Source organism: Streptomyces sp. NPDC005728, assembly GCF_040630895.1.
In the GTDB taxonomy this organism is placed as follows: Bacteria; Actinomycetota; Actinomycetes; order Streptomycetales; family Streptomycetaceae; genus Streptomyces.
In genome coordinates this window covers 107584-129938 of sequence record NZ_JBEXYL010000012.1, presented here as the reverse complement: position 1 = coordinate 129938, position 22355 = coordinate 107584, and the positions used below count along the sequence as shown (strand labels likewise).

Genomic DNA, 22355 nt, shown 5'->3' with positions numbered 1-22355 from the left:
GGCACAGCGGCCTCTTGCCCGGAGGCGTGTCCTCCTTCCCGCAGGGGTGCCCTCTTCCCCGGAGGCGTGCCCTCTTCCCCGGAGGCGTGTCCATTTCCCCCGGGGGGTGTCCTCCCGCACCCTTCCCCCGCTTGTTCCGCTGAACCTCGGTGGCGCGCCCGGTCGGCGTCGCCGGTGCCGAAAGGACCAACGGCTCCATGTCGCACACACCCCGACCCCGTTTCGGGATCATGACCGCGCCCCAGCAGGTCGACTACCACGACATCCTGCGGGTCTGGCGCGAGGCGGACACGATCCCGGCGATCGAGCACGCATGGTTGTTCGATCACCTCATGCCGATCGGCGGTGACCCGGACGGACCTGCCCACGAGGGCTGGACGCTGCTCTCGGCCCTGGCCGCCCACACCCGACGACTGCGGCTCGGCGTGCTGGTGACCAGCAACCGGTTCCGGCCGCCCGCGATGCTGGCCAAGATCGCCACGACCGTCGACGTCGTCTCCGGCGGACGGCTCGACTTCGGCATCGGCGTCGGCTCACGTCCCGGCCATCCCCTGGCCCGGCGCGAGTACGAAGCGCACGGCCTGCCCTTCCAGGACTCCGCGCACGCCGTGGGAAGCCTCGCCGAAGCCTGCACGGTGATACGGCGGTTGTGGACCGAGAAGGAACCCTTCGACTACCACGGCGCCTACCACCACCTCACCGGGGCGTTCGGCAACCCCCGACCCGTCCAGCGCCCCCACCCGCCGATCCTCATCGGCGGACGCTCGTCCGCGACGCTGCGCGTGGTCGCCGAGCACGCCGACCTGTGGAACATCCCCGGCGGCGACATCGGCGACGCCGTCCGCCGCAGCGCACTGCTGGACCGCTACTGCGCCGAGATCGGCCGCGACCCCGCCACGGTCACCCGCTCGATCCACCTGCCCGTCTCCTACGACCGGCCCAGCGCCACCCGGGACGTGATCGGCGCTGCGATCGAGGCCGGCTTCCGGCACATCGTCCTCGGACTCCCGGCGCCCTACCCCGCCGACGTCGCACGCTGGGTCGCCGACGAACTCGTCCGCACGTAGGCCCGGGGCGTGCACCTGCGTGCATGCGTGCATCTGCCCCGAAGGCCTGCCGGGCCGGCCGCAGTCCGCCGACGGGACCACGGCCGGTTCGGCGCTGCCGGCGCCGGAGGGTGTTCGCGGGGCCCCGGTCAGGAGCCGACGTAGGCCGCGAGGTGCTCGCCGGTGAGGGTCGAGCGGGCGGCGACGAGGTCGGCGGGTGTGCCCTCGAAGACGATCCGGCCGCCGTCGTGGCCGGCGCCGGGGCCGAGGTCGATGATCCAGTCCGCGTGCGCCATGACCGCCTGGTGGTGCTCGACGACGATGACCGACTTGCCGGCGTCGACCAACCGGTCGAGCAGGCCGAGCAGTTGCTCGACATCGGCGAGGTGGAGACCCGCGGTCGGCTCGTCGAGGACGTAGACACCGCCCTTCTCGGCCATGTGGGTCGCCAGCTTGAGCCGCTGCCGCTCACCGCCGGACAGCGTGGTGAGCGGCTGGCCGAGGGTGAGGTAGCCGAGCCCGACATCGGCGAGCCGGTCGAGAATGCGGTGCGCGGCGGGGGTGCGGGCCTCGCCGGCGCCGAAGAACTCCTCGGCCTCGGCCACCGACATCGCCAGCACCTCGCTGATGTCGCGGCCGCCGAGGTGGTACTCCAGCACCGATGCCTCGAACCGCTTCCCCTCGCACTCCTCGCAGGTGGTGGCGACGCCGGCCATCATCGCCAGGTCGGTGTAGATGACGCCCGCGCCGTTGCAGGTGGGGCAGGCGCCCTCGGAGTTGGCGCTGAACAAGGCCGGCTTCACGCCGTTGGCCTTCGCGAAGGCCTTGCGGATGGGCTCCAGCAGTCCGGTGTAGGTCGCCGGGTTGCTCCGGCGCGAACCGCGGATCGCACCCTGGTCGACCGACACGACGCCCGCGCCGGCCGGAATCGACCCGTGGACGAGCGAACTTTTGCCGGAGCCGGCGACGCCGGTGACTACGGCCAGCACCCCGAGCGGAATGTCGACGTCGACGCCCTGCAGGTTGTGCATCGTCGCGCCGCGGACCTCCAGCGAGCCGCTGGGCTTGCGCACCGTCTCCTTGACGGCGGCCCGGTCGTCGAGGTGGCGGCCGGTGATGGTGCCGCCGGCCCGCAGCCCCTCGACGGTGCCCTCGAAGCAGACGGTGCCGCCCGCCGTACCGGCGCCGGGACCGAGGTCGACGACGTGGTCGGCGATCGCGATCACCTCCGGCTTGTGCTCCACGACGAGCACCGTGTTGCCCTTGTCCCGCAGCCGCAGCAGCAGGTTGTTCATCCGCTGGATGTCATGGGGGTGCAGCCCGATGGTGGGCTCGTCGAAGACATAGGTGACGTCGGTGAGCGAGGAGCCGAGGTGGCGGATCATCTTGACGCGCTGCGCCTCGCCGCCCGACAGCGTGCCCGAGGGCCGCTCGAGCGAGAGGTAGCCGAGGCCGATCTCCACGAAGGAGTCGAGGGTGTGCAGGAGCGTGGCGAGCAGGGGCGCCACCGACGGCTCGTCGAGGCCCCGGACCCACTCGGCCAGGTCGCTGATCTGCATCGCGCAGGCGTCCGCGATGCTGATCCCCTTGATCTTCGACGACCGGGCGCCCTCGCTGAGCCGGGTGCCGCCGCACTCGGGGCAGGCGGTGAAGGTGACCGCACGGTCCACGAACTCCCGGATGTGCGGCTGCATCGACTCCCGGTCCTTGGAGAGCATCGACTTCTGGATGCGCGGGACCAGACCCTCGTAGGTCATGTTGATGCCCGCGATCTTCATCCTGGTCGGCTCGCGGTGCAGGAAGTCGTGCAGCTCCCTCTTGGTGTACGTGCGGATCGACTTGTCCGGGTCGAAGAAGCCCGACTCGCTGTAGAGCCGGTAGTTCCAGCCGCCCGACTTGTAGCCGGGGATGGTCATCGCGCCCTCGGCGAGCGACTTGGAGTCGTCGTAGAGCTGGCTGAGGTCGACGTCGGAGACCGTGCCCCGGCCTTCGCAGCGCGGGCACATGCCGCCCGTGATGCTGAAGCTGCGGCGCTCCTTCACGGTCTGTCCGCCGCGCTCCACGGTCACCGCACCCGCGCCGCTGATCGAGGCGACGTTGAACGAGAACGCCTTCGGGGAGCCGATGTGCGGTGTGCCGAGCCGGCTGAAGAGGATGCGCAGCATCGCGTTGGCGTCGGTGGCGGTGCCCACCGTGGAGCGGGGGTCGCCGCCCATCCGCTGCTGGTCGACGGTGATCGCGGTGGTCAGCCCTTCGAGGACGTCGACCTCGGGCCGCGCCAGGTTCGGCATGAAGCCCTGGACGAAGGCGCTGTACGTCTCGTTGATCAGCCGCTGCGACTCGGCGGCGATGGTGTCGAACACCAGCGAGCTCTTGCCCGAGCCGGAGACGCCGGTGAACACGGTCAGCCGGCGCTTCGGGATCTCGATGCTGACGTCCTTGAGGTTGTTCTCGCGCGCGCCGTGCACGCGGATCCACGCGTGGCTGTCGGCAGCGTGCGGCGCGAGTGGCCGCGTGTCCGTCCTCGGGGCCATGCTCATCGTGTCTCCATCCGTGGGGCGGGGCGGCGTGCGTGGGCCTCGTCGGCATCGCCCGGCCCGGTCCGACCGGCTCCGAGCCTAACGTCAGACAGACCTTAGATCGGGCGAGATGACCGACGCTTCTCCGATCCTGACCGGTCCCGTGCCGACCACGTAGCGGGCCTGCGCGGAGAGCGAGGAGCCGGTGCGCCCACGCCGGCACCACCTCCCCCTCGGGCGCCAGGCCCTCGTAACGCCTCCCCCGCCGTACGACCGGCACGCCCAGCTCGTGTTCGAGTCTCCACTCGATTCGCCCCTCGATTCGCTCCTGCCGGGGGCGTGACCCAGGCGTCGTCGGGCCTCGGAAAGGCCGCCATTCGGGTGATCCGTAACGCGCCCCGGTTCTGCGACGGGCCAGGGAGGACGGGCCCAGCGGGCATTCTCCGCTCGAAACGGCGGTCGGTTCGAAGTGGCAACGGAACGGGGGCCGACCCAAACTGAACCCGGCGGTTCGTGATCAGGAAAGAGCACGAAAGAGCACACGCTTCGAGCTTCCGATGGCTCGGCGGGCCGTTCTGTTGAGGAAAGGCCCCCGGACCATCCGTCGGAGGCCCAACGCGATCCAGACGACGTCCTCCAGGAGATCGAATGGTGGAGCAGTCCTCCGAGGTCCATATATCCGGGCCGGGCGAAGCCGCCGTCACCAGGCGGAATACCAACGGCCCGACGAGGACGGAGACCGAGCGGAAACTCGCGGATGTGCTGGCCGACCTCGTGGACGCCGAGAGCGTTCCGGCGGACAGTCATTTCTTCGCGGATCTCGGTGCCAACTCCCTGGTCATGGCCCAGTTCTGTGCACGGGTGCGGAAGCAGGCGGATCTGCCGTCCCCGTCCATGAGGGACATCTACCGGTATCCCACGATCCGCGGCCTGACGGAGGCGCTCGCACAGAGCACCCCGGTTTCCGTCGAGGCTCCGAACCCTTCGTCGCCGCCGGCACAGAATGTGACCCCGGCGACGCGAACGAGCGGGCTGACGCATTTCCTCTGCGGAACGTTCCAGTTGCTGTTCTTCCTGGGATATTCCTTGGTCGCCGGTTTCGTCACCGCCGCCGGATACCAGTGGGTCGACAGCAGTTCCAGCCTTGCCGGAATTTATCTGCGGTCGCTACTGTTCGGGGGAATCGGGTTCATCGCTCTCTGCGTTTTCCCGGTCGCCGCCAAATGGATTCTCGTCGGCCGCTGGAAAACGTGCGAGTTCCCGGTCTGGAGCCTGAAATATCTTCGTTTCTGGCTGGTCAAGGTATTGCTCCACGCGAATCCGATGATGCTCTTCATCGGGAATCCGCTCTATGTGCTGTACCTTCGGGCGCTGGGCGCGCGGATCGGAAAGGGAGTCACGATCCTGTCCCGGTCCGTCCCGGTCTGCACCGACCTGCTGACGATCGGCGCCGACAGCGTGATCCGCAAGGACTCGTTCCTCCTCGGCTACCGGGCCCACGCAGGCCGCATCCAGACCGGCCGGGTCACGCTCGGCCGTGACGTGTTCATCGGCGAGAAGACCGTCCTGGACATCGACACCTCGATGGGCGACGGAGCACAGCTCGGTCACTCGTCGGCCCTGCACCGCGGCATGGCGGTCCCCGACGGCGAGCACTGGCACGGGTCCCCGGCGCAGCACACGGAGATCGACTACGTGCGGATCCCGCCGGCCAGGTGCGGCACGCCGCGCCGGGCATGGTTCGGCCTCGTCACGCTGCTTCAGCTGTTCTTCCTGTACATACCGCTGACCGTCGGCGGGATGTACATGCTGTTCACCGCGGTACCGGCGATCGGCAAGCGACTCGACCCGAAGACCGCCGTGCTGACGCGGCCGGAGATGATCGACGACGCGCTGGCCCTCTCCCTGGTGCTGTTCCTCGGCTTCCTCGTCGTGGGCCTCGTCGTCCTGTGCACCGTTCCGCGGCTGCTGAATCTGGTCGTCAAGCCGGACAGGGTCTATCCGCTCTACGGATTCCACTACGCGGTACACCGGGCGACGGCTCGCATGACGAACATCAGGTTCTTCGCCTGGCTGTTCGGTGACAGCTCCTACATCGTGCACTACCTCCAGGGCATCGGATACGACCTGTCCCGGGTCGAGCAGACCGGCTCGAACTTCGGCACCGAGGTGCAGCACGAGAATCCCCTGCTGGTCTCCGTGGGCAGCGGCACGATGGTGGCCGACGGACTCTCCGTCATGAACGCGGAGTTCTCCGGCACGTCCTTCCGGGTGTCCCGGGCGGCAATCGGTGCGCACAACTTCCTGGGCAACAACATCGCCTATCCCTCGGGCGGCAGGACGGGCGAGAACTGCCTGCTCGCGACCAAGGTGATGGTTCCCCTCGACGGCCCGGTCCGTGAGGGTGTCGGCCTGCTCGGCTCACCCTGCTTCGAGATCCCCCGGACGGTGGAGCGAGACGCACGGTTCGACGACCTCAGGAGCGGGGACGCGCTGCACCGCGCTCTCGCCGCGAAGAACCGTTACAACCTGCGCTCGATGCTCCTCTGGCTGCTCATACGGTGGTTGCACACCTTCGCGCTCACGTTGTTCGGGCTCGCGACGGTGGATCTGTACGGCGCGCTGGGGGACGCGGTGATCGCCGGATACCTGGCCATCACCCTCGCCTTCACCACCGCCTACTTCGTTCTGGTGGAGCGCCTGCTCGCGTCGTTCCGTGCGCTGCGACCCAGGTTGTGCTCCATCTACGACCCCTACTTCTGGTGGCACGAGCGCCTGTGGAAGGTGCCCGACCGCTACCTGAACGTCTTCAACGGAACGCCCTTCAAGGCCCTGGTCTGGCGGCTGCTGGGCGTGCGCATCGGCCGCCGGGTGTTCGACGACGGCTGCTACATGACCGAGCGGACGCTCACCACCATCGGCGACGACTGCATCCTCAACGCCGGCAGCAAGATCCAGTGCCACTCGCAGGAGGACGGCACCTTCAAGTCCGACGTCACCACGCTCGGCGCCGGCTGCAATCTGGGCGTCGCCTCCCATGTGCACTACGGCGTGACGGTGGGCGACGGCGCGGTGCTGGCACCCGATTCCTTCCTCATGAAGGGCGAGGAAGTCCCCCCGTACGCACGGTGGGGCGGCAACCCGGCCGTGGATCTGCCGGATGCCGTCGACCAGCCCGGCCCCAGCGCTCGGGCAGTATCACCGGCTTCGGCCGACGCCCCTGCGACGACCGTGAGTTGAGGAAGGCCATTCGATGGGAACGCACGTGGAAGCGGACCGGGAGTTCTGGAGCCGTGTGCTGACCGCCGGCGGCGGCACGACGGTGCCACGGTGGGTGCGGGAGCCCGAGCCGGGAACGGCCGAGCACGAGGCAGCGGTGCCCGACGACGTCGCGGACGCGGCGCGTGGGCTGGTGCGGCAGTTGGACGTACCGGTCAGCGCGCTGCTGCTCGCGGCACACGCCAAGGTGCTGGCTGCGCTCTCCGGCGATCAGGAGGTCGTGACGGGCCACGCCGCCGGCGTGCACGGCGACCCGCTGCCGTGCCGGCTGACGATTCCCCCGGGGTCCTGGCGTGCCCTGGTCGCGGCCGCCCGGCGCGCCGAGGCGGAGGTACTGGCGCACCGGGAGTTCCCGGTGGACGAGCTGCGGCGGGAGCTGGGCGTCGCGGAGCCGTCGTACGAGGTCGTGTTCGGTCCCCGGGCGGCCGGTGACGCGCAGGCCGGCGACGGCGTGCTGGACGTGCGGTGGTCGGACCGCGACGGGCGGCTCAGGCTGCGGCTCCGGTACCGCACGGACGTGCTGGACGCCACGAGTGCGGCCCGGATCGGCGGCTACCACCTGACGGCGCTCCGGCTCATGACGGCCGATGTGGACGCCGAACACGCGCGGCAGAGCCTGCTGTCGGCCGACGAGGTGCGCGAGCAACTGGAAGGGCTGGCCGGGCCCCGCCGCCCGCTGCCGGACGCGCGGGCGCACGAGCTGTTCGAGGAGCGGGTACGGGCGCATCCGGATGCGGTGGCGGCCGTGCACGGCGAGCAGGAGTGGACGTACGGACAGCTCGACGCGCGCGCGAACCGGCTGGCCCGAGCGCTGCTGGCACGCGGGCTGGGCCGCGAGAACGTGGTCGCAGTGGTCACCGAGCGCACCCTCGACTGGCTGGCCGCCACGCTGGCGGTGTTCAAGGCGGGCGGCACCTACCTGCCGATCGAGCCGCACTTCCCGGCCGGCCGGATCGCAGCGACGCTGTCGCGCGCGGGGTGCCGGCTGGTGCTCGCCGAGTCCGGCAGCACCCACACCCTCGACCAGGCGCTGGCCACACTGCCGGGAACCGAACGGCTGCTGATCGGGACGGCGTACGCGGAACCGCACTCCGAAGCCGATCCCGGGGTGCCGGTCGACGCCGCTCAACTGGCCTACATCTACTTCACCTCCGGCTCCACCGGCGAGCCGAAGGGGGCGATGTGCGAGCACGCGGGCATGCTCAACCATCTCTACGCCAAGATCGACGACCTGGGGATCGGCGAGGGGTGCGTGGTGGCGCAGACCGCCCCGCAGTGCTTCGACATCTCCCTGTGGCAGCTGGTGTCCTCGCTGCTGGTGGGCGGGCGGACGCTGCTGGTCGGGCAGGACGTGATCACGGACGTGGAGCGGTTCGTCGGCACGCTGGTGCGCGGCCGCGTCGGGGTGGCACAGGTGGTGCCCTCCTATCTGGAGGTCGTGGTCTCGTACCTGGAGCAGCACCCCCGGGCGCTGCCGGACCTGCGGTGCGTCTCGGTGACCGGTGAGGCGTTGAAACGGGAGCTGGTCCAGCGCTGGTTCGCGATCCAGCCGGGGATCAAGCTGGTCAACGCCTACGGACTGACCGAGACCTCGGACGACACCAACCACGAGATCATGGACGCGGTCCCGGAGCGCGTTCTGCTGGGGCGTGCGGTCAACAACGTGCACGTCCAGGTCGTGGACGAGCAGCTGTCCCTGGTGCCCCTGGGCGCCCCGGGCCTGATCGCCTTCTCCGGTGTCTGTGTGGGCCGCGGGTACGTCAACGATCCCGAGCGGACCCGTGAGGCGTACCGGCAGGACCCGTACCGGCCCGGTGAGCGGCTCTACCTCGGGGGTGACTGGGGACGCTGGCACCCCGGCGGGAAACTGGAGTTCCTCGGCCGCCGGGACAACCAGGTCAAGATCCACGGCTTCCGCATCGAGATCGGCGAGATCGAGAACGCCCTGCTGAAGGTGGCCGGGGTACGGGACGCCGCGGTGGTCGTCGCCGACCTGGCCGGTCGCAGCAAGCACCTGATCGCCTTCTACGCCGGCCGCCAACTCGAGGCGGACGTGCTGCGCGGGGCGCTGGGTGCCGTACTGCCCGGCTACATGGTCCCCTCGGCGTTCCACTGGCGGCCCGGGCTGCCGCTGACCGCCAACGGCAAGATCGACCGGAAGGCGCTCACCGCTCTCGCGGAGGAGACGGAACCGACCGCACCCGGCGCGCACGACCGCGCCCCGCTCACCGCGACCGAGCGGAAGCTCGCGGCCGCCTGGGCCGATGTGCTGGGCGTCCCCGAGCACCGGATCGGCCGCGAGGACCACTTCTTCGACTCCGGGGGCACCTCGCTGTCGGCGGTCAGGCTCACCATCGCGCTCGACCGCGCGGTGTCCCTCAAGGACATCACCCGGCACCCGGTGCTCGCCGACCTGGCGGCCCTTCTCGACGGCACGCGCCGGCAGCAGCCGGACCTGCTCCAGCCGCTGTCGCAGGTGGGCAGGACGCCGGAGTGCACCCTGGTGTGCTTCCCCTACGCGGGCGGCAACGCGGTCAACTACCAGCCGATGGCGAGCGTGTTGGCGGGCCACGGCATCGCGGTCCTCGCGGTGGACCTCCCCGGTCACGACCTGGCGTCCCACCCGGAGCCGTTCGCGTCGATCGCGCAGGTGGCGGAGCGCGTCACCGCCGAGATCACCGCACGTGGCCTGACCCGGGTCCTGCTGTGGGGCCACTCGTCGGGCACCGCGCCGGCTGTGGAGACGGCCAGGAGACTCCAGCAGGCCGGTGTGGACGTGCCGCGGGTGTTCCTCGGCGCGCAGCTGCTCGGCACCGCCGAGGCCCGGTGCACCGCCGTCGGCGAACTGACGAGCCGGAGCAACGCCGAGATCGCCGCGCAGCTGACCTCGGACAGCGGCTACACCGAACTCGCGGAACTGAACGCGCAGCACAGCGAGCACATCGGCGCCGCCTACCGGCACGACTGCGTCTCCGCGCACCGCTATTTCTGCACCGCCCTGGAATCCCCGCCGCCGCTGCGGCTGGCCGCGCCGGTCTCGGTGGTCGTGGCCGCCGACGACCCGCACACGGCCGGCCACGCCCAGCGCCACCGGGACTGGCTGCTGCTGGCCGAGCACGTGGACCTGCACGAGCTGGCCGACGGCGGCCACTACTTCCCGCGCACCCGTCCGGCCGAGGCTGCACAGGCCGTCCTGGGTGTCGTGGCACCACTGGCCTCCTCCTGAGCCCCACAGAGCCATCAGACGGGCAACACGAAGGGATACCTAGATGTCCTCCTCACCCCTGGCAGCACCCCTCGACGTGGAGCTGCGACCGGACAGACCCGCGATCCTGCGCGTCGAGTCCCCAGGCGACGCGGCGAGTTGGGCGGCCGAGTACCGCGAGCCGCTGCGTGCGCAGGTCACCGAGCACGGTGCACTGATCGTCCGCGGGCTGGCACTGCGGGAGGCGGCCCAGGTCGGTGCCGTCTTCGCGGGGCTCGCCGGTGCTCTGATGCCCGAGCGCGAGGCCTTCGCCCCGCGTGAGGCGTACGGCCCCGGGCTGTACTCCTCCACGGCCTGGCCGGCCAACCAGCCGATGTGCATGCACCACGAGCTGAGCTACACACTGGAGGTGCCCGGCCTGATGCTGTTCGCGTGTCTGACCGCGCCCGGCGAGGGCGGGGCGACCGCGGTGGCCGACGCGGAACAGGTGCTGCAGGCGCTGCCCACCCGGCTGACGGAACGATTCGAGCGTGAGGGCTGGCTGCTGACGCGCTCCTACAACGACGAGATCGGGGCGTCCCTGACGGAGTCGTTCGGCACCGACGACCGCGCCGAGATCGAGCGCTACTGCCGGGCCCATGCCATCGACTTCACCTGGCGGCCCGACGGTTCCCTGCACACCGAGCAGCGCCGCAGCGCGATCGTGCGGCACCCGCTCACGGGCAGGCGCTGCTGGTTCAACCAGATCGCCTTCCTCAACGAGTGGACGCTGGCCCCGGAGGTGCGCGAGTACCTGCTGGACGAATACGGCGAGGACGGGCTGCCGTTCAACACCCGCTACGGGGACGGCACTCCGATCGGCGAGGACGTCGTCCAGCTGCTCAACAGCACCTACGAGGAGCACACCAGGCGCGAGCCCTGGCAGGCCGGTGACCTGATGCTCGTCGACAACATCCGCACCGCACACAGCCGAGAGGCCTACACCGGTGAGCGAGAGGTTCTGGTCGGCATGGCCGAGCCCCGCAGCCTGGCCGACAACTGCCCGACCCCGGAGGCGAGCCAGCGATGACCCATCTGTTGTCCACCGCAACCCCGTCGCGCCCGCCGCACCCGGCGTCGGCACCGACGTTCGCGGTGATCTCCGGCACCCAGGTGCAGCAGGCGCTCAGCGGGCGCGAGAAGCAGATCGTGGAACTGGTCGAGGCCACCTACCGGCTGCACGGCGCCGGGGACTCGGTCAACCCGCCGTCCTACTTCCTGCGTTTCCCCGACCGACCCAGCGCGCGGATCATCGCGCTGCCCGCCTCCGTCGGCGGATCGGTCCACGTGGACGGCCTCAAGTGGATCTCCAGCTTCCCGGACAACGTGCGCACCGGGCTGCCCCGGGCCTCCGCGGTCCTCATCCTCAACGACCCGGACACGGGCTACCCGTTCGCGTGCCTGGAGAGCTCCATCATCAGCGCGACCAGGACCGCCGCGTCCGCCGCGCTGGCCGCCGACTGGCTCAGCCGCAACCGGCCGCGCCCCACCCGTGTCGGATTCTTCGGCACGGGTCTGATCGCCCGCTACATCCACACCTTCCTGGCCGGCACCGACTGGGCGTTCGACACGATCGGCGTGCACGACGTGTCCCCGGACAGCGCCGACGGCTTCAGCGGCTATCTGCGGAAGTCCGGCACCACCGCCGAGGTCACCGTGCACGACAGTGCCGAGGACCTCGTCCGCTCCAGCGACCTCGTCGTCTTCGCCACCGTCGCCGGTGAACCCCATGTCACCGACCCGGCCTGGTTCACCCACAACCCGCTGGTGCTGCACATCTCCCTGCGCGACCTGGCGCCCGAGATCCTGCTGGCCTCGGCCAACTTCGTCGACGACGTCGAGCACTGCCTGAAGGCCGACACGTCCCCGCACCTGGTCGAACAGCGCACCGGCAACCGCGACTTCCTGAACGGCACGCTCAACGACGTGATGCTCGGACGGGCCGCTCCGCCGCCCGACCGACCGGTGGTCTTCTCGCCGTTCGGACTGGGCATCCTCGATCTCGCCGTCGGCAAGTACGTCTACGACGAAGCAGCCGGGGCGGGCGACCTCCGCCTCATCGACGACTTCTTCCACGACCTGCGCCGGTTCGGCTGAGGCCGTTGTCCTCAGCCCTGGCACCAGGAGGCTCACCGTGCCCGTAATATCCGCGCCCCAGGACTTCAACGAAGACGGCCTCTTCGTCGACCTCGAGTCGATCTTCGGATGCCCTCTCTACCTGAAGTGCGAGGGCTTCAACTTCGCCGGCTCCATCAAGTTGAAGGCCGCGAACGAGATGGTGGAGAGCGCCGAGCGGGACGGAGTCCTGACGCCGCGTTCCATCCTCGTCGAATCGTCCTCCGGGAACCTGGGCGTGGCGCTCAGCATGATCGCCGCGAGCAAGGGCTACCGGTTCCTGTGCGTGACGGACTCCCGTTGCAACCTGTCCACCCGGCTGCTGATGGAGGCGCTCGGCAGCCAAGTGCACGTCGTGGCCGACCTGGACGAGAACGGCGGCTTCCTGGGCACGCGGATCGAGTACGTCCGCGGGCTGTGCGAATCCGACGACCGGTACGTGTGGCTCAGTCAGTACACCAATCCCGGTAACTGGAGAGCGCACCACCGCACGACGGCGCCGGAGATCGCCGCCCACTTCCCGCGGCTGGACGTGCTGTTCGTCGGGGCGGGCACCGCCGGGACCCTGATGGGCTGCGCGCGCTACTTCCGGCAGTGGCACCGGCCGGTGCGGATCGTCGCCGTGGACAGCGTGGGCTCGGTCGCCTTCGGCGGCAAACCGGGCCGGCGGATGATCCCCGGCCTGGGCATGAGCATGCGTCCCCCGCTGCTCGACGAGTCCTTCGTGGACGAGGTGATCCGGGTGGAGGAGGCGGACACCATCCGGACGTGTCACCGCATGGCCAGACGCGGCTTCCTGTTCGGCGGCTCGACGGGGACGGTGGTCAGCGGCGCGACGGACTGGCTGGCCCGGCACGACACCCGTGGCCTCATCGCGGTGGCCATCGCGCCCGATCTCGGCGAGCGCTACCTCGACACCATCTACCAGACCAACTGGCTGCAGGACCTGTACGGCGATCTGGTGCTCGACTCCGCGCCCCTGAGCACCGCCCCGACGGACAAGTCCGCGTCACAGGAGCCGGAACGCCGGACGAGACCGTAGCAGCCCCTGCGGGTGCGCACTCCTCGGCCACCGCGGCGCCCACCGCCTGCCCCTCCCGGCCGAGGATGGCGTGCACGCCCCGGGTGTCGGGGCGCGGCGCGAAGCCCAAGCCGGCTCCGCGCCGCTGGTGGGGGTCGGTGGCCAGGCGGCCGAACCCGATCGGCTCGGCCCCGGGGGTCTTCGGGTCACGCCCCGAATGCGTCGACGCCCGTCAGCTGTGCCGACAGTGCCCACAGGCGGGCCGCCTGCTCAGGGTCCGTCGCCCAGGCCTTGACGCCGAAGCGCGCGTCGTCCGCGGTGGCCGGCTCGGCGATGTCGCAGTCCTCCAGGTAGACGCCGCCCATGCCCTCCAGCTGGGGCGAGGTGGCCGCCCACACCTGGGTGGCCGCGCCCTGCTGCGGGGTCTTGAAGCCCTCGGGGTTGAGCACGTTGCCCTGTTCGTCGATCCAGCCGCGCTCGATCATCTCCTCCATGGGCAGGTGCCGCTGGAGCGGGGTGATGATGCCGCCGGGGTGGAGCGAGAAGGCACGCACGCCGTGGTCCTTGCCGAGCTTGTCGAGGTGGACGGCGAACAGGACGTTCGCGGTCTTGGCCTGGCCGTAGGCCTCCCACTTGTCGTAGCCGCGCTGCCAGTGGACGTCGTCCCAGCGGATGCCGGAGAAGTGGTGGCCGCGGGAGGAGACGGAGACCACGCGGGCGCCACCGGGCTGGATCGCTGGCCACAGGCGGTTGACCAGGGCGTAGTGGCCGAGGTGGTTGGTGGCGAACTGCGCCTCCCAGCCGGGCCCGACGCGGGTCTCGGGGCAGGCCATGATCCCGGCGTTGTCGATCATGAGGTCGACGGTGCGGCCGGAGGCGAGGAACCGCTCGGCGAACGCCCGCACGCTCTCCAGGTCCCCCAGGTCCAGCTCGTCCACCTCGACACGGTCGAGGCCCGCCAGCGCCTCGCGCGCGGTGTCCGGACGGCGGGCCGGGACGACGACCCGGGCGCCCGCCTTGGTCAGCGCCCGGGTGGTCTCCAGGCCGAGCCCCGAGTAGCCGCCGGTGACGATCGCGAGCTTTCCGGTGAGGTCGGTACCCGTGAGGACGTCGTCGGCGGTGCTCTCGGCGCCGAACCCCGAACCGATCTTGTGCTGTGCAGTGGTCATGTCCGAAACGCTACGAATTGGAGTGCACTCGAAGTCAAGCAGAACACTTTGCATACGTCAGGGCAAAACATCCATTAGTGATCTCTTATGACATAGTTCCGCCATGGGCATCACGACGGCCGGCGGTCGGCCGGTCCACGCAGCACTCCCGGCCCGCCGGTTCGCCCGGTGAAGGCGTCGTTCACCCGGCGCGGCATCCGTACCCGGCGCACGGCCCTCGCCCTGACCGGGGCCGTCGGGATCACGGGCGCCGCCGTCCTCACCCTCACCCTCACCCACGGGGAGCACCACGGGCCTGCCCGCGCCGGGCGCCCCGCACCCGGCGCCTCCGCCCGCCCACCGGACGAGATCCCGTCCCCGGGTGCCCGGGGCCTCGGCGACCCGCTCCTGCCGCTCGACGGCAACGGCGGCTACACGGTCCGCCGCTACACCCTCGCCTTCGACTGGCGCGCACCGGGCACCCCGTTCGCCGCGGCCGCCACCGTCAGTGCCACTGCGACGCAGGCCCTGTCCCGTTTCGACCTCGACTTCGCGGGCAACACGCTGCACACGGTCACCGTGGACGGCACACCGGCGAAGGCCGTGCGCGACGGCGACGAACTCGTGGTCACCCCGGGCCGCCCGATCGCCCGCGGGCGGGCGTTCAGCGTCCGGGTCGCCTACACCGCCGACCCGACGCAGCGACGCCACCGTGACGACGCGATCCAGGACTACGGCTGGGTACCCACGCCCGACGGCACCCTGCTGTCCCTCCAGCCCGACGGCGCCAAGATGATCTTTCCGGCCGACGACCACCCCAGCGTGCGGGCGCCGTTCACCTTCCGCATCACCACCCCGCCGGGGCTGACCGCCGTCGCCAACGGCCGGCTCGTCGAGCGCGTCCGGCAACCGGACGGGCGGATCCGGTGGACCTACGACTCCGAACATCCGGTCGCCGCCCAGCTGGTCCAGATGGCCGTCGGGACATACGCGTTCGTGGACGGCAAGGGGCCTCGCGGGCTGCCCGTCCGGGACGCGGTCCCGCAGGACCTGGTCACCGGCACCGAGGCGTACCGCGCGCTCACGCCCCAGCACCTGGCCTGGCTGGAGAAGCGGCTCGGGCCCTATCCCTTCCGCCGTTACGGCGTCCTGGTCGGGGACGCCGACCTGCCGGTGGCCCTGGAGACCCAGTCGCTGTCCGTCGTGCCGAGCAGCGACCTCCTCGGCGACCGGGTCGACGCCGAGCGCAACCTCGTACACGAACTCACCCACCACTGGACCGGCGACAGCGTCGCGATCCGGCGGTGGTCCGACCTGTGGCTGAGCGAGGGTCACGCCCGTTTCTACGAGCTTCTCTACTCCGACACCCACGACGGCATCGACTTCGAGGAGATGATGCGGTCCGCGTACGAACAGCACGACCAGTGGCGGCACGACGACGGCGCGCCCGCCGAGCCCACCGAGCCCACCCTGTTCCGCCAGATGCGCTACGACGGCTCGGCGCTGGTGCTCTACGCGCTGCGGGAGAAGGTGGGCGAGGACACCTTCGACCGGATCGAGCGGTCCTGGGTGACGACGTACCGGGGCCGGGCCGCCGGCACCCGCGACTTCGTCAGGCTGGCGTCCGACGTCGCCCGCGAGGATCTGACGCCCTTTCTGACGCCCTGGCTGTACGGGCCGCACACCCCGCCGATGCCCGGGCACCCCGACTGGCAGGTGGACCCGGTCCAGGACTGAGCCCTCCCCCGCCGGCGCCGACGAGGTGCCGCCGACCGGGTGGCCTGTGCCCGACGGCTGGTCCACGCCGGTGACGCTCGGCGCGACGCGGCGCGCGAGGCACGGAAACGTACGAGGGGTGACGCGCAGGGCGGCCTTCTCCCGCCTTGAAGGGCAACGCCGTGTGCCCTGGTCGCATTTGTCCTGGCCACGCTGACCCTCGTCGGAGGCATCTCCATGAAAAAGCGCGTCGCCCCCCGCGTCTCCAGTGCCGTGCGCGGACACCGGCGGATCATCTGTGTGACCGCTTCGGCGGCGCTTCTCGTGCCGTTGCTGATCGACCGCTCGGCGGACGGCACACCGTCGGACCAACGCCTGCAGGACGACTACACGGCCGCCGCGAACGAGTACCGCGTCCCCCAGAGCGTGCTCATGGGCGTGTCCTACCTGCAGTCGCGGTGGGACTCCCATCCGGGCTCCCCGAGTGTTGTCGGCGGCTACGGACCGATGCACCTGGTGGACGCCCGCAGACTCCAGCCGCAGCAGACACCGCAGCAGGGTGCTGTCCGGCCGCGCACGGGGGCGGCCGGACAGCCCGCCTCACCGGACGCGAGCTTCCCCGCGGACCGCGCCGGTCCGTCGGCGGACCTGGAACGGGCCGCACTCCTGACCGGGCTTCCGGCCGAGCAGCTGCGGAACGACGACGCCGCCAACGTGCGCGGCGGCGCGGCCCTCCTCGCCGCGACCCAGCGACAGCTCGGCAAGCCGCTCAGCCCTGACCCGGCGGACTGGTGGGAGACCGTCACGCGCTTCCCGGGCGCCGCCGACCGCACCTCGGCGGTGACCTATGCGAACGACGTCTTCGACGTGATCCGCCGGGGCGCGCACCGCACCACCGACGCGGGGCAGCACGTCAGCCTCGCCGCGAACCCCCGCGTCCGCCCGCACTCCCTCCTCGCCGAGGGCACGCCGCGGCCGGAGGAGGTCGACTGCCCGCCGGAGCTGTCCTGCTCCTGGCTCAGCGCGCCGTACGTCGAGATCGACGACGACCAGTACGGCAACCACCAGCTGGCCGACCGGCCCAGGGACCAGCGGATCGACTACATCGTCATCCACGACACCGAGGCGCCGCTGGCGTCGATGCTGCAGACGGTCCAGGATCCGGAGGAGGCGTCGTGGCACTACTCCATCCGCTCCCGGGACGGCCACATCACCCAGCACGTCAGGACCAAGGACGCGGCCTGGCACTCCGGCAGCCAGTTCGTGAACGCCCGCTCGATCGGGATCGAGCACGAGGGATTCCTGCGGCAGCCGGACGCCTGGTACACGGAGACGATGTACCGGGCCTCGGCCCGCCTGGTGAAGTACCTGGCGAAGAAGTACGGGGTTCCGCTCGACCGGCAGCACGTCTTCGGCCATGACAACGTGCCGGCCCCGACCGAGGACAGCATCCCGGACATGCACGACGACCCGGGCCCCTTCTGGGACTGGCGGCACTACTTCGACCTGCTCGGCGCACCGCTGAAGGCGACGGCCGGGCCGGACAGCGACGTCGTGATGATCCTGCCGGACTACCCCACCCACCACCCGCTGTTCACGGGGTGCACCAAGAGCGGTGTGACGTGTGCGCCGCACGGCTCCAGCGCGGTGCGCCTGCACACCGATCCGGACGACGGCGCTCCGCTGATCCAGGACCCGGGCCGGCACCCCGACGGCGAGGACTCCACGGAGGACGTCGACGACCTGGGATCGCGGGTCTCCGCGGGCCAGACCTTCGCGGTCGCCGACCGCACCGGCGACTGGACGGCGATCTGGTACCAGGGCCACAAGGCCTGGTTCAAGAACCCGCCGGCGCATCCGACGGCCGTCGGTGCGCGCGGCCGGATGGTGACCCCGAAGGAGGGCCTGAGGGAGGTCGAGGCGTTCGGCCGTGCCCTGCCGGAGGCGGACGCCTTCCCGGAGGAGGGGGACGAGCAGCCCGCCGAGTCGCCGCTCCCGTACACCCTTCGCGCAGGCCAGCGGTATGTGACGCAGTCCCGCGTCCTCGGCTCCTACCTGGAGAAGCCGTCCTCCGACAACTCCCCGTCCCCGGTGGTGAAGGGCCAGGAGGCGTACTACGAGATCCAGCTCGGCCACCGGCTCGCCTATGTCCGGGCGAGTGACGTCGACGTGGTGAAGTCGACGGCTGCGGCAGGCCCGCCCGGAGACGCGGCGGGCACTCCCCTGTCCTGACCCGGGTCACGGCATCAGTCCCGCCAGCGCTTCTTCCGGCGCTTCCGGTTCGGCCGGTTCGGGCGCTGCAGGGTGTCCAACTCGCCGATGGCGGCGCGGACGTGTGGCGGGTCCTGCGGGGCGGCCCTGCCGGCGCACCACCACGACGGACGCCCGTCCACCTCGCGCACGTGCATCCCGAGATCGTGCACGGCGCAGACAGGCCACGCCTGCCACGCGCGCTCCGTGACCGTGTCCTGGGCCGCCTCGGCGACGGCAAGGAGCGCTGCGGTGGAGGTGTCGGAGTCGAGCCCCAGGGGCTGGCCGTGCCACTCGCGGGGGGTGAGGGCGACGTAGAGCTGCTCCGGTTCGCCCTCCTCCCAGGGCGGCAGCGCGAGGAGACGCAGGGGCCGTTGCCCGGGCAGGGTCACCGCCAGATCCCGGTTGAGCGCTACCAGCGCCTCGTCCCAGAGCGGATGTTCGCCTGTGAGTACGAGACGCGGTTCGGGCCGGTCGAAGGACGAGTGGGCACGCATGGGGCCATTCTCTCGTGCCTCCTGGCGCCGGATAGGCTGCCCGCACCGTCCGTCCCCGTCCGACCGACCAGCGGAGCCGCGAGATGTACGTACGCCGTGTCGTGCCCAACGTCCGATCGACCGCCCTGCCGGAGAGCGCGGAGTTCTACGGGGCGCTGGGCTTCGAAGAGGTCATGAACCACGGGTGGATCGTGACGCTCGCCTCCGCCGAGAACCCCGCCGTCCAGCTGAGCCTCATGAGCGAGGACCGTACCGCGCCCGTCGCACCGGACCTGAGCATCGAGGTCGACGACGTGGACGCGGTGTACGCGGCGATGCGGGAGCGGGGTGCGGAGATCGTGCACCCGCTCACCGACGAGGAGTGGGGGGTGCGTCGGTTCTTCGTACGGGATCCGAACGGGAGGGTGGTCAACGTCCTCAGCCACGGCTGACCCCGGTCCGGCCGGGCGTCCAAGGACGCCTGCTGGACGGACTCCTGACGAACCGTGAGACTGGTGCTCGCCCGACGCCCCCGGCTCTCCAGGACGGTGACCATGGAAGAGGAAGTTCCCCGCGTCGAACTCACCCCCGAGGCCGCCGAACTGGTGCGCCGGCTGCGGGCCGAGCACGGCCCGCTGATGTTCCACCAGTCCGGCGGCTGTTGCGACGGCAGCGCGCCCATGTGCTACCCGGACGGCGAGTTCCGGACCGGCGGCTCGGACGTGCTGCTGGCGGAGCTGGCGGTGGACGGTGTCGAGGAGCCCGTGACCTTCTGGATGTCGAGGAGCCAGTTCGAGGTGTGGAGCCACACCCGGCTGATCGTCGACGTGGTACCCGGACGGGGGAGCGGCTTCTCACTGGAGGCACCCGAGGGAGTGCGTTTTCTCACCCGTTCTCGCGTAGTCGACGCCTAGCACCCCCGTACGCCATCGCCGTCTGCTGCACTTCCCCTGATTCCTGGGACAGTTGACGAGACTTCAGGGGGCGCAGTGGCGCGCGATCGGCAGCAGACGGCAGCAGGCAGATCGGTTCTCACGGTTCTCACCGCGTTCGGTGTACTGGCCGGTGCGGCCCTGGCGGGGGCGGCACCGGCCGGTGCCGTTGCGCTGGACAGACGCATCGCGCCGGGTGTCACCTACCGGCAGTTCGACATCGCGGCGGCGGCGGGCGAGGCACACGCCCACCTGCTCACCGTCGATCTGAACAATCCGCACGTCCGACTGGACCTGTTGTACCCGGGGACGGTGGCCGCCCGCGCGACCGTCTCCAAGCTGGCCGACTCGGCCGGCGCGGTCGCCGGCGTCAACGGCGACTTCTTCAACATCACCGAGACGCAGCACCCGGGCGTCGAAGCGACCGGCGCCACCGTGGGACCGGCGATCGCGGGCGGACAGGTGCTCAAGGCGGCGGTGCCGAAGGGCCAGCGGTTCGGGCCCTCGCTGCCGCCCGGGACCACCACGCAGGACGTGTTCGGTGTGGGCACCGACCATCGGGCCCGCCTGGACCGCCTCACGCTCAGCGGCTCCGTCGGCACACCGGAGGGGCAGCTCCCGCTCAAGGGCCTCAACCAGTACGCCCTGCCGCAGAACTCCGTCGGCGCCTTCACCTCGCGGTGGGGCAGCGTCTCCCGGGTGCGGGCCACCTGCGGCACGGACACCGACCGGGCGGCGCCGTGCAGCGCGGACACCTACGAGGTGAAGGTGCAGGGCGGCCGGGTGGTCTCCGTCGCCGACACCCCGGGCAGCGGCTCGATCGCCGCGGACACCACGGTCCTGGTGGGCCGCGAGGAGGGCGCGCGGCAGCTGCGCAAGCTGTCGGTGGGCGACCCGGTGACCGTCACCCACGACCTCGTGGCGGCCTCGGCCAAGGTCCCCTACGCGTTCGCGATCGGCGGCTACCCGGTCCTGCGCGACGGCGAGCCGCTGGCCGGTCTCGACGACTCCGCCTCCGCCGTGCGCACGGTCGTGGGTTTCGCCGACGACGGGCACAGCATGCTGCTGCTCGCCCTGGACGGGGCCGCCGACTACCGGACCGGCATGACCATCGCGGAGGAGGCCGGCACGATGCAGGAGCTGGGCGCCTCCGACGCGTTCAACCTCGACGGCGGCGGTTCGAGCGAGATGGTCACGCGCGATGCGGGGGCGAGCAGCGTGACGATCCGCAACCACCCGAGCGGCGGCGCCGAGCGTCCCGTGCCCAACGGCATCGGGGTCTTCTCTTCCTGACCTCGCGGCCTGCGGTCCTAGGGCCGCAGGCTGCTCACCAGGTCGGCCGTCGCGGTGAGCCCGCCTTGGATGGTGGGCGCCATGCTGGTGCTGGCCAGGTAGAAGCCGAGCAGCATGCAGACCAGGGCGTGCGAGATCTTCAGCGCGCCGTTGCGCACGAAGATCACGGCAATGATCACGAGCAGCAGCACCACAGAGATGGAAACGGCCATCGGGAACCTCCTCCGCCACGCCCATGAGCGGCGTTCGGCCGCAAGTGTGGCGTAGCGGAGGGTTCGTCCGGGCGGCTGACGTGTCCTCCGATCGTGTGGTGTCATGCGGACGGATGTGCGTCCAGGAACGCCTCGAGCCCGGCGAGGTCGTCGGTGTTGAGGTAGTCGACGCCGCCCGCGAGCAGTTCGGTCCACAGGGCGTCGCGGGCCGGTCCGGCGGCGTCCGGGGTGGCCCAGAACCGGATCTCCTGCCCGCGCGCGTGAGCGGCGGCGGTGATGCTCCGCAGCTTCTGCCGCTCGGTGTCCGGGAAGGGGCCCAGGCCCAGCCAGGTGAAGTTCAGGGTCCAGTTGTCGCTGATCAGCGGAGCGAAGGAGGCGGGGGCCGCGCTGCCGAGGTCGGCGAGCCGGCCGTCGTAGAAGGCGCGGCGCTCGGTCTGGGCCTCCATCGGGACACGGGCCGCGCGGTCGCCGGAGATGACGGCGGTGACCGGCCCGGGGTGGACGCGGCCGTGCGCACAGCGGGTGAACAGGTGCGGGTACCGCCTGAGGTGGCGGTCGAGTTCGAGATAGGTCGAGGAGCCCTCGGTCTTGATGTCGACGAGGAGCTGGAGCGGCCGGTGCCACCCCCGGTACACGGAGCCGTGGTTGGCCCTGACGCGGGCCGCGAGCGGGTCGAGGTAGAGGGATTCGAGGGTGCGGGTCGGGTCCAGTTCGGAGGCGTCGTGGCCGATGAGCAGCTGGTCGCCGACGAGGAAGATGTCGGCCTCGACACTGCCGAAGCGGTGGTCGAGGGCGTCGGACAGGGGCCGCGGGTGCTCGTAGTCGTTGTGGGCGTGCGCGTGCCACAGCGGGCGCGGGCCGCGGTGGCCGCCGCCCGCCCGGGCCTGGGCGGCGGGCAGGGCGACCGCGCCCGCGAGGGCGGCGCCGAGGGTGGTGAGGGCTCTGCGACGGGTGGTGAGGGCCATGCGCTGCCTCCCTTGAGGGGCCGGATGGGACCGGGGAGAGTATGCGTGCGCTCTCCACCCAAAAGACCCTGTCCTACGGTGAGTTGGCCGGAGTGCTGCCCTCTGTTCACTTGGTGACGGGTGCGCGCACGAGGAAGCC

At 70.9% G+C, this 22355-nt stretch carries 16 protein-coding genes and 1 pseudogene; 11 read left to right on the top strand and 6 right to left on the bottom strand.

Annotated elements, in window-relative coordinates; translation table 11 throughout:
- The first annotated feature begins 197 nt into the window (after positions 1 to 197).
- The gene (locus ABZ471_RS11760) at positions 198 to 1067 is read left to right on the top strand and encodes an LLM class flavin-dependent oxidoreductase (protein WP_359065070.1); all 870 of its coding nucleotides are present in this window, start codon (positions 198 to 200) and stop codon (positions 1065 to 1067) included.
- A 128-nt stretch (positions 1068 to 1195) separates the two neighbouring features.
- On the opposite strand, the gene ABZ471_RS11755 is transcribed toward ABZ471_RS11760, so the two are convergent.
- The gene (locus ABZ471_RS11755) at positions 1196 to 3586 is read right to left on the bottom strand and encodes an excinuclease ABC subunit UvrA (protein WP_359065068.1); all 2391 of its coding nucleotides are present in this window, start codon (positions 3584 to 3586) and stop codon (positions 1196 to 1198) included.
- Between the two features lie 166 nt (positions 3587 to 3752).
- Positions 3753 to 3866, bottom strand: a pseudogene (locus ABZ471_RS11750) (LysR family transcriptional regulator); the annotation flags it as partial.
- 347 nt (positions 3867 to 4213) lie between these two features.
- On the opposite strand from ABZ471_RS11750, the gene ABZ471_RS11745 reads away from it, so the two are divergent.
- Genes ABZ471_RS11745 through sbnA form a run of 5 tightly spaced genes read left to right on the top strand, consistent with a single transcriptional unit; the run spans position 4214 to position 13245 of the window.
- Positions 4214 to 6805, top strand: a complete 2592-nt coding sequence (locus ABZ471_RS11745) for a Pls/PosA family non-ribosomal peptide synthetase (RefSeq protein WP_359065066.1) — start codon at positions 4214 to 4216, stop codon at positions 6803 to 6805.
- A gap of 13 nt (positions 6806 to 6818) precedes the next feature.
- Positions 6819 to 10070 carry an amino acid adenylation domain-containing protein gene (locus ABZ471_RS11740; protein ID WP_359065064.1) on the top strand — a complete coding sequence of 1084 codons (3252 nt, stop codon included), beginning with the start codon at positions 6819 to 6821 and terminating at the stop codon, positions 10068 to 10070.
- A 43-nt stretch (positions 10071 to 10113) separates the two neighbouring features.
- The gene (locus tag ABZ471_RS11735) at positions 10114 to 11118 is read left to right on the top strand and encodes a TauD/TfdA family dioxygenase (RefSeq protein WP_359065062.1); all 1005 of its coding nucleotides are present in this window, start codon (positions 10114 to 10116) and stop codon (positions 11116 to 11118) included.
- Positions 11115 to 12185: a 2,3-diaminopropionate biosynthesis protein SbnB gene (sbnB, locus tag ABZ471_RS11730; RefSeq protein WP_359065060.1), complete on the top strand. Its 1071-nt coding sequence runs from the start codon at positions 11115 to 11117 to the stop codon at positions 12183 to 12185. The genes ABZ471_RS11735 and sbnB overlap by 4 nt, the downstream gene beginning before the upstream one ends.
- Positions 12186 to 12222: 37 nt before the next feature.
- Complete coding sequence (gene sbnA, locus ABZ471_RS11725) at positions 12223 to 13245, top strand: 2,3-diaminopropionate biosynthesis protein SbnA (protein WP_359065058.1); 1023 nt, start codon at positions 12223 to 12225, stop codon at positions 13243 to 13245.
- Positions 13246 to 13430: 185 nt separating this feature from the next.
- Here sbnA and ABZ471_RS11720 read toward each other — a convergent pair whose 3' ends face one another.
- On the bottom strand, positions 13431 to 14393 hold the full coding sequence (locus ABZ471_RS11720) for an SDR family NAD(P)-dependent oxidoreductase (protein WP_359065056.1): 963 nt from the start codon (positions 14391 to 14393) through the stop codon (positions 13431 to 13433).
- 168 nt (positions 14394 to 14561) lie between these two features.
- Here ABZ471_RS11720 and ABZ471_RS11715 point away from each other — a divergent pair, with 168 nt between their 5' ends.
- Together ABZ471_RS11715 and ABZ471_RS11710 are read left to right on the top strand one after the other, a co-directional pair.
- Entirely contained in the window at positions 14562 to 16109 is a 1548-nt protein-coding gene (locus ABZ471_RS11715) for a M1 family metallopeptidase (RefSeq protein WP_359065054.1), read from the top strand.
- Between the two features lie 216 nt (positions 16110 to 16325).
- Entirely contained in the window at positions 16326 to 18320 is a 1995-nt protein-coding gene (locus ABZ471_RS11710) for an N-acetylmuramoyl-L-alanine amidase (RefSeq protein WP_359065052.1), read from the top strand.
- A 14-nt stretch (positions 18321 to 18334) separates the two neighbouring features.
- Here the strand turns inward: ABZ471_RS11710 and ABZ471_RS11705 are convergent, their stop codons facing one another.
- Complete coding sequence (locus tag ABZ471_RS11705; RefSeq protein WP_359065050.1) at positions 18335 to 18835, bottom strand: hypothetical protein; 501 nt, start codon at positions 18833 to 18835, stop codon at positions 18335 to 18337.
- Between the two features lie 83 nt (positions 18836 to 18918).
- Between ABZ471_RS11705 and ABZ471_RS11700 the strand changes: the two genes are divergently transcribed.
- From ABZ471_RS11700 to ABZ471_RS11690, 3 genes are all read left to right on the top strand, one after another.
- Positions 18919 to 19266 carry a VOC family protein gene (locus ABZ471_RS11700; protein ID WP_359065048.1) on the top strand — a complete coding sequence of 116 codons (348 nt, stop codon included), beginning with the start codon at positions 18919 to 18921 and terminating at the stop codon, positions 19264 to 19266.
- A gap of 102 nt (positions 19267 to 19368) precedes the next feature.
- Positions 19369 to 19728, top strand: coding sequence for a DUF779 domain-containing protein (locus ABZ471_RS11695; RefSeq protein WP_359065046.1), 360 nt, complete (start codon positions 19369 to 19371; stop codon positions 19726 to 19728).
- Positions 19729 to 19803: 75 nt separating this feature from the next.
- Entirely contained in the window at positions 19804 to 21039 is a 1236-nt protein-coding gene (locus ABZ471_RS11690; RefSeq protein WP_359065044.1) for a phosphodiester glycosidase family protein, read from the top strand.
- A 17-nt stretch (positions 21040 to 21056) separates the two neighbouring features.
- Here ABZ471_RS11690 and ABZ471_RS11685 read toward each other — a convergent pair whose 3' ends face one another.
- Positions 21057 to 21251 (bottom strand): hypothetical protein, encoded by a 195-nt coding sequence (locus ABZ471_RS11685; protein ID WP_359065042.1) that lies wholly within the window; start codon positions 21249 to 21251, stop codon positions 21057 to 21059.
- A 101-nt stretch (positions 21252 to 21352) separates the two neighbouring features.
- A complete protein-coding gene (locus ABZ471_RS11680; RefSeq protein WP_359065040.1) occupies positions 21353 to 22216 on the bottom strand; it encodes a phosphatidylinositol-specific phospholipase C/glycerophosphodiester phosphodiesterase family protein in 864 nt (287 codons plus the stop codon).
- Positions 22217 to 22355: the final 139 nt, after the last annotated feature.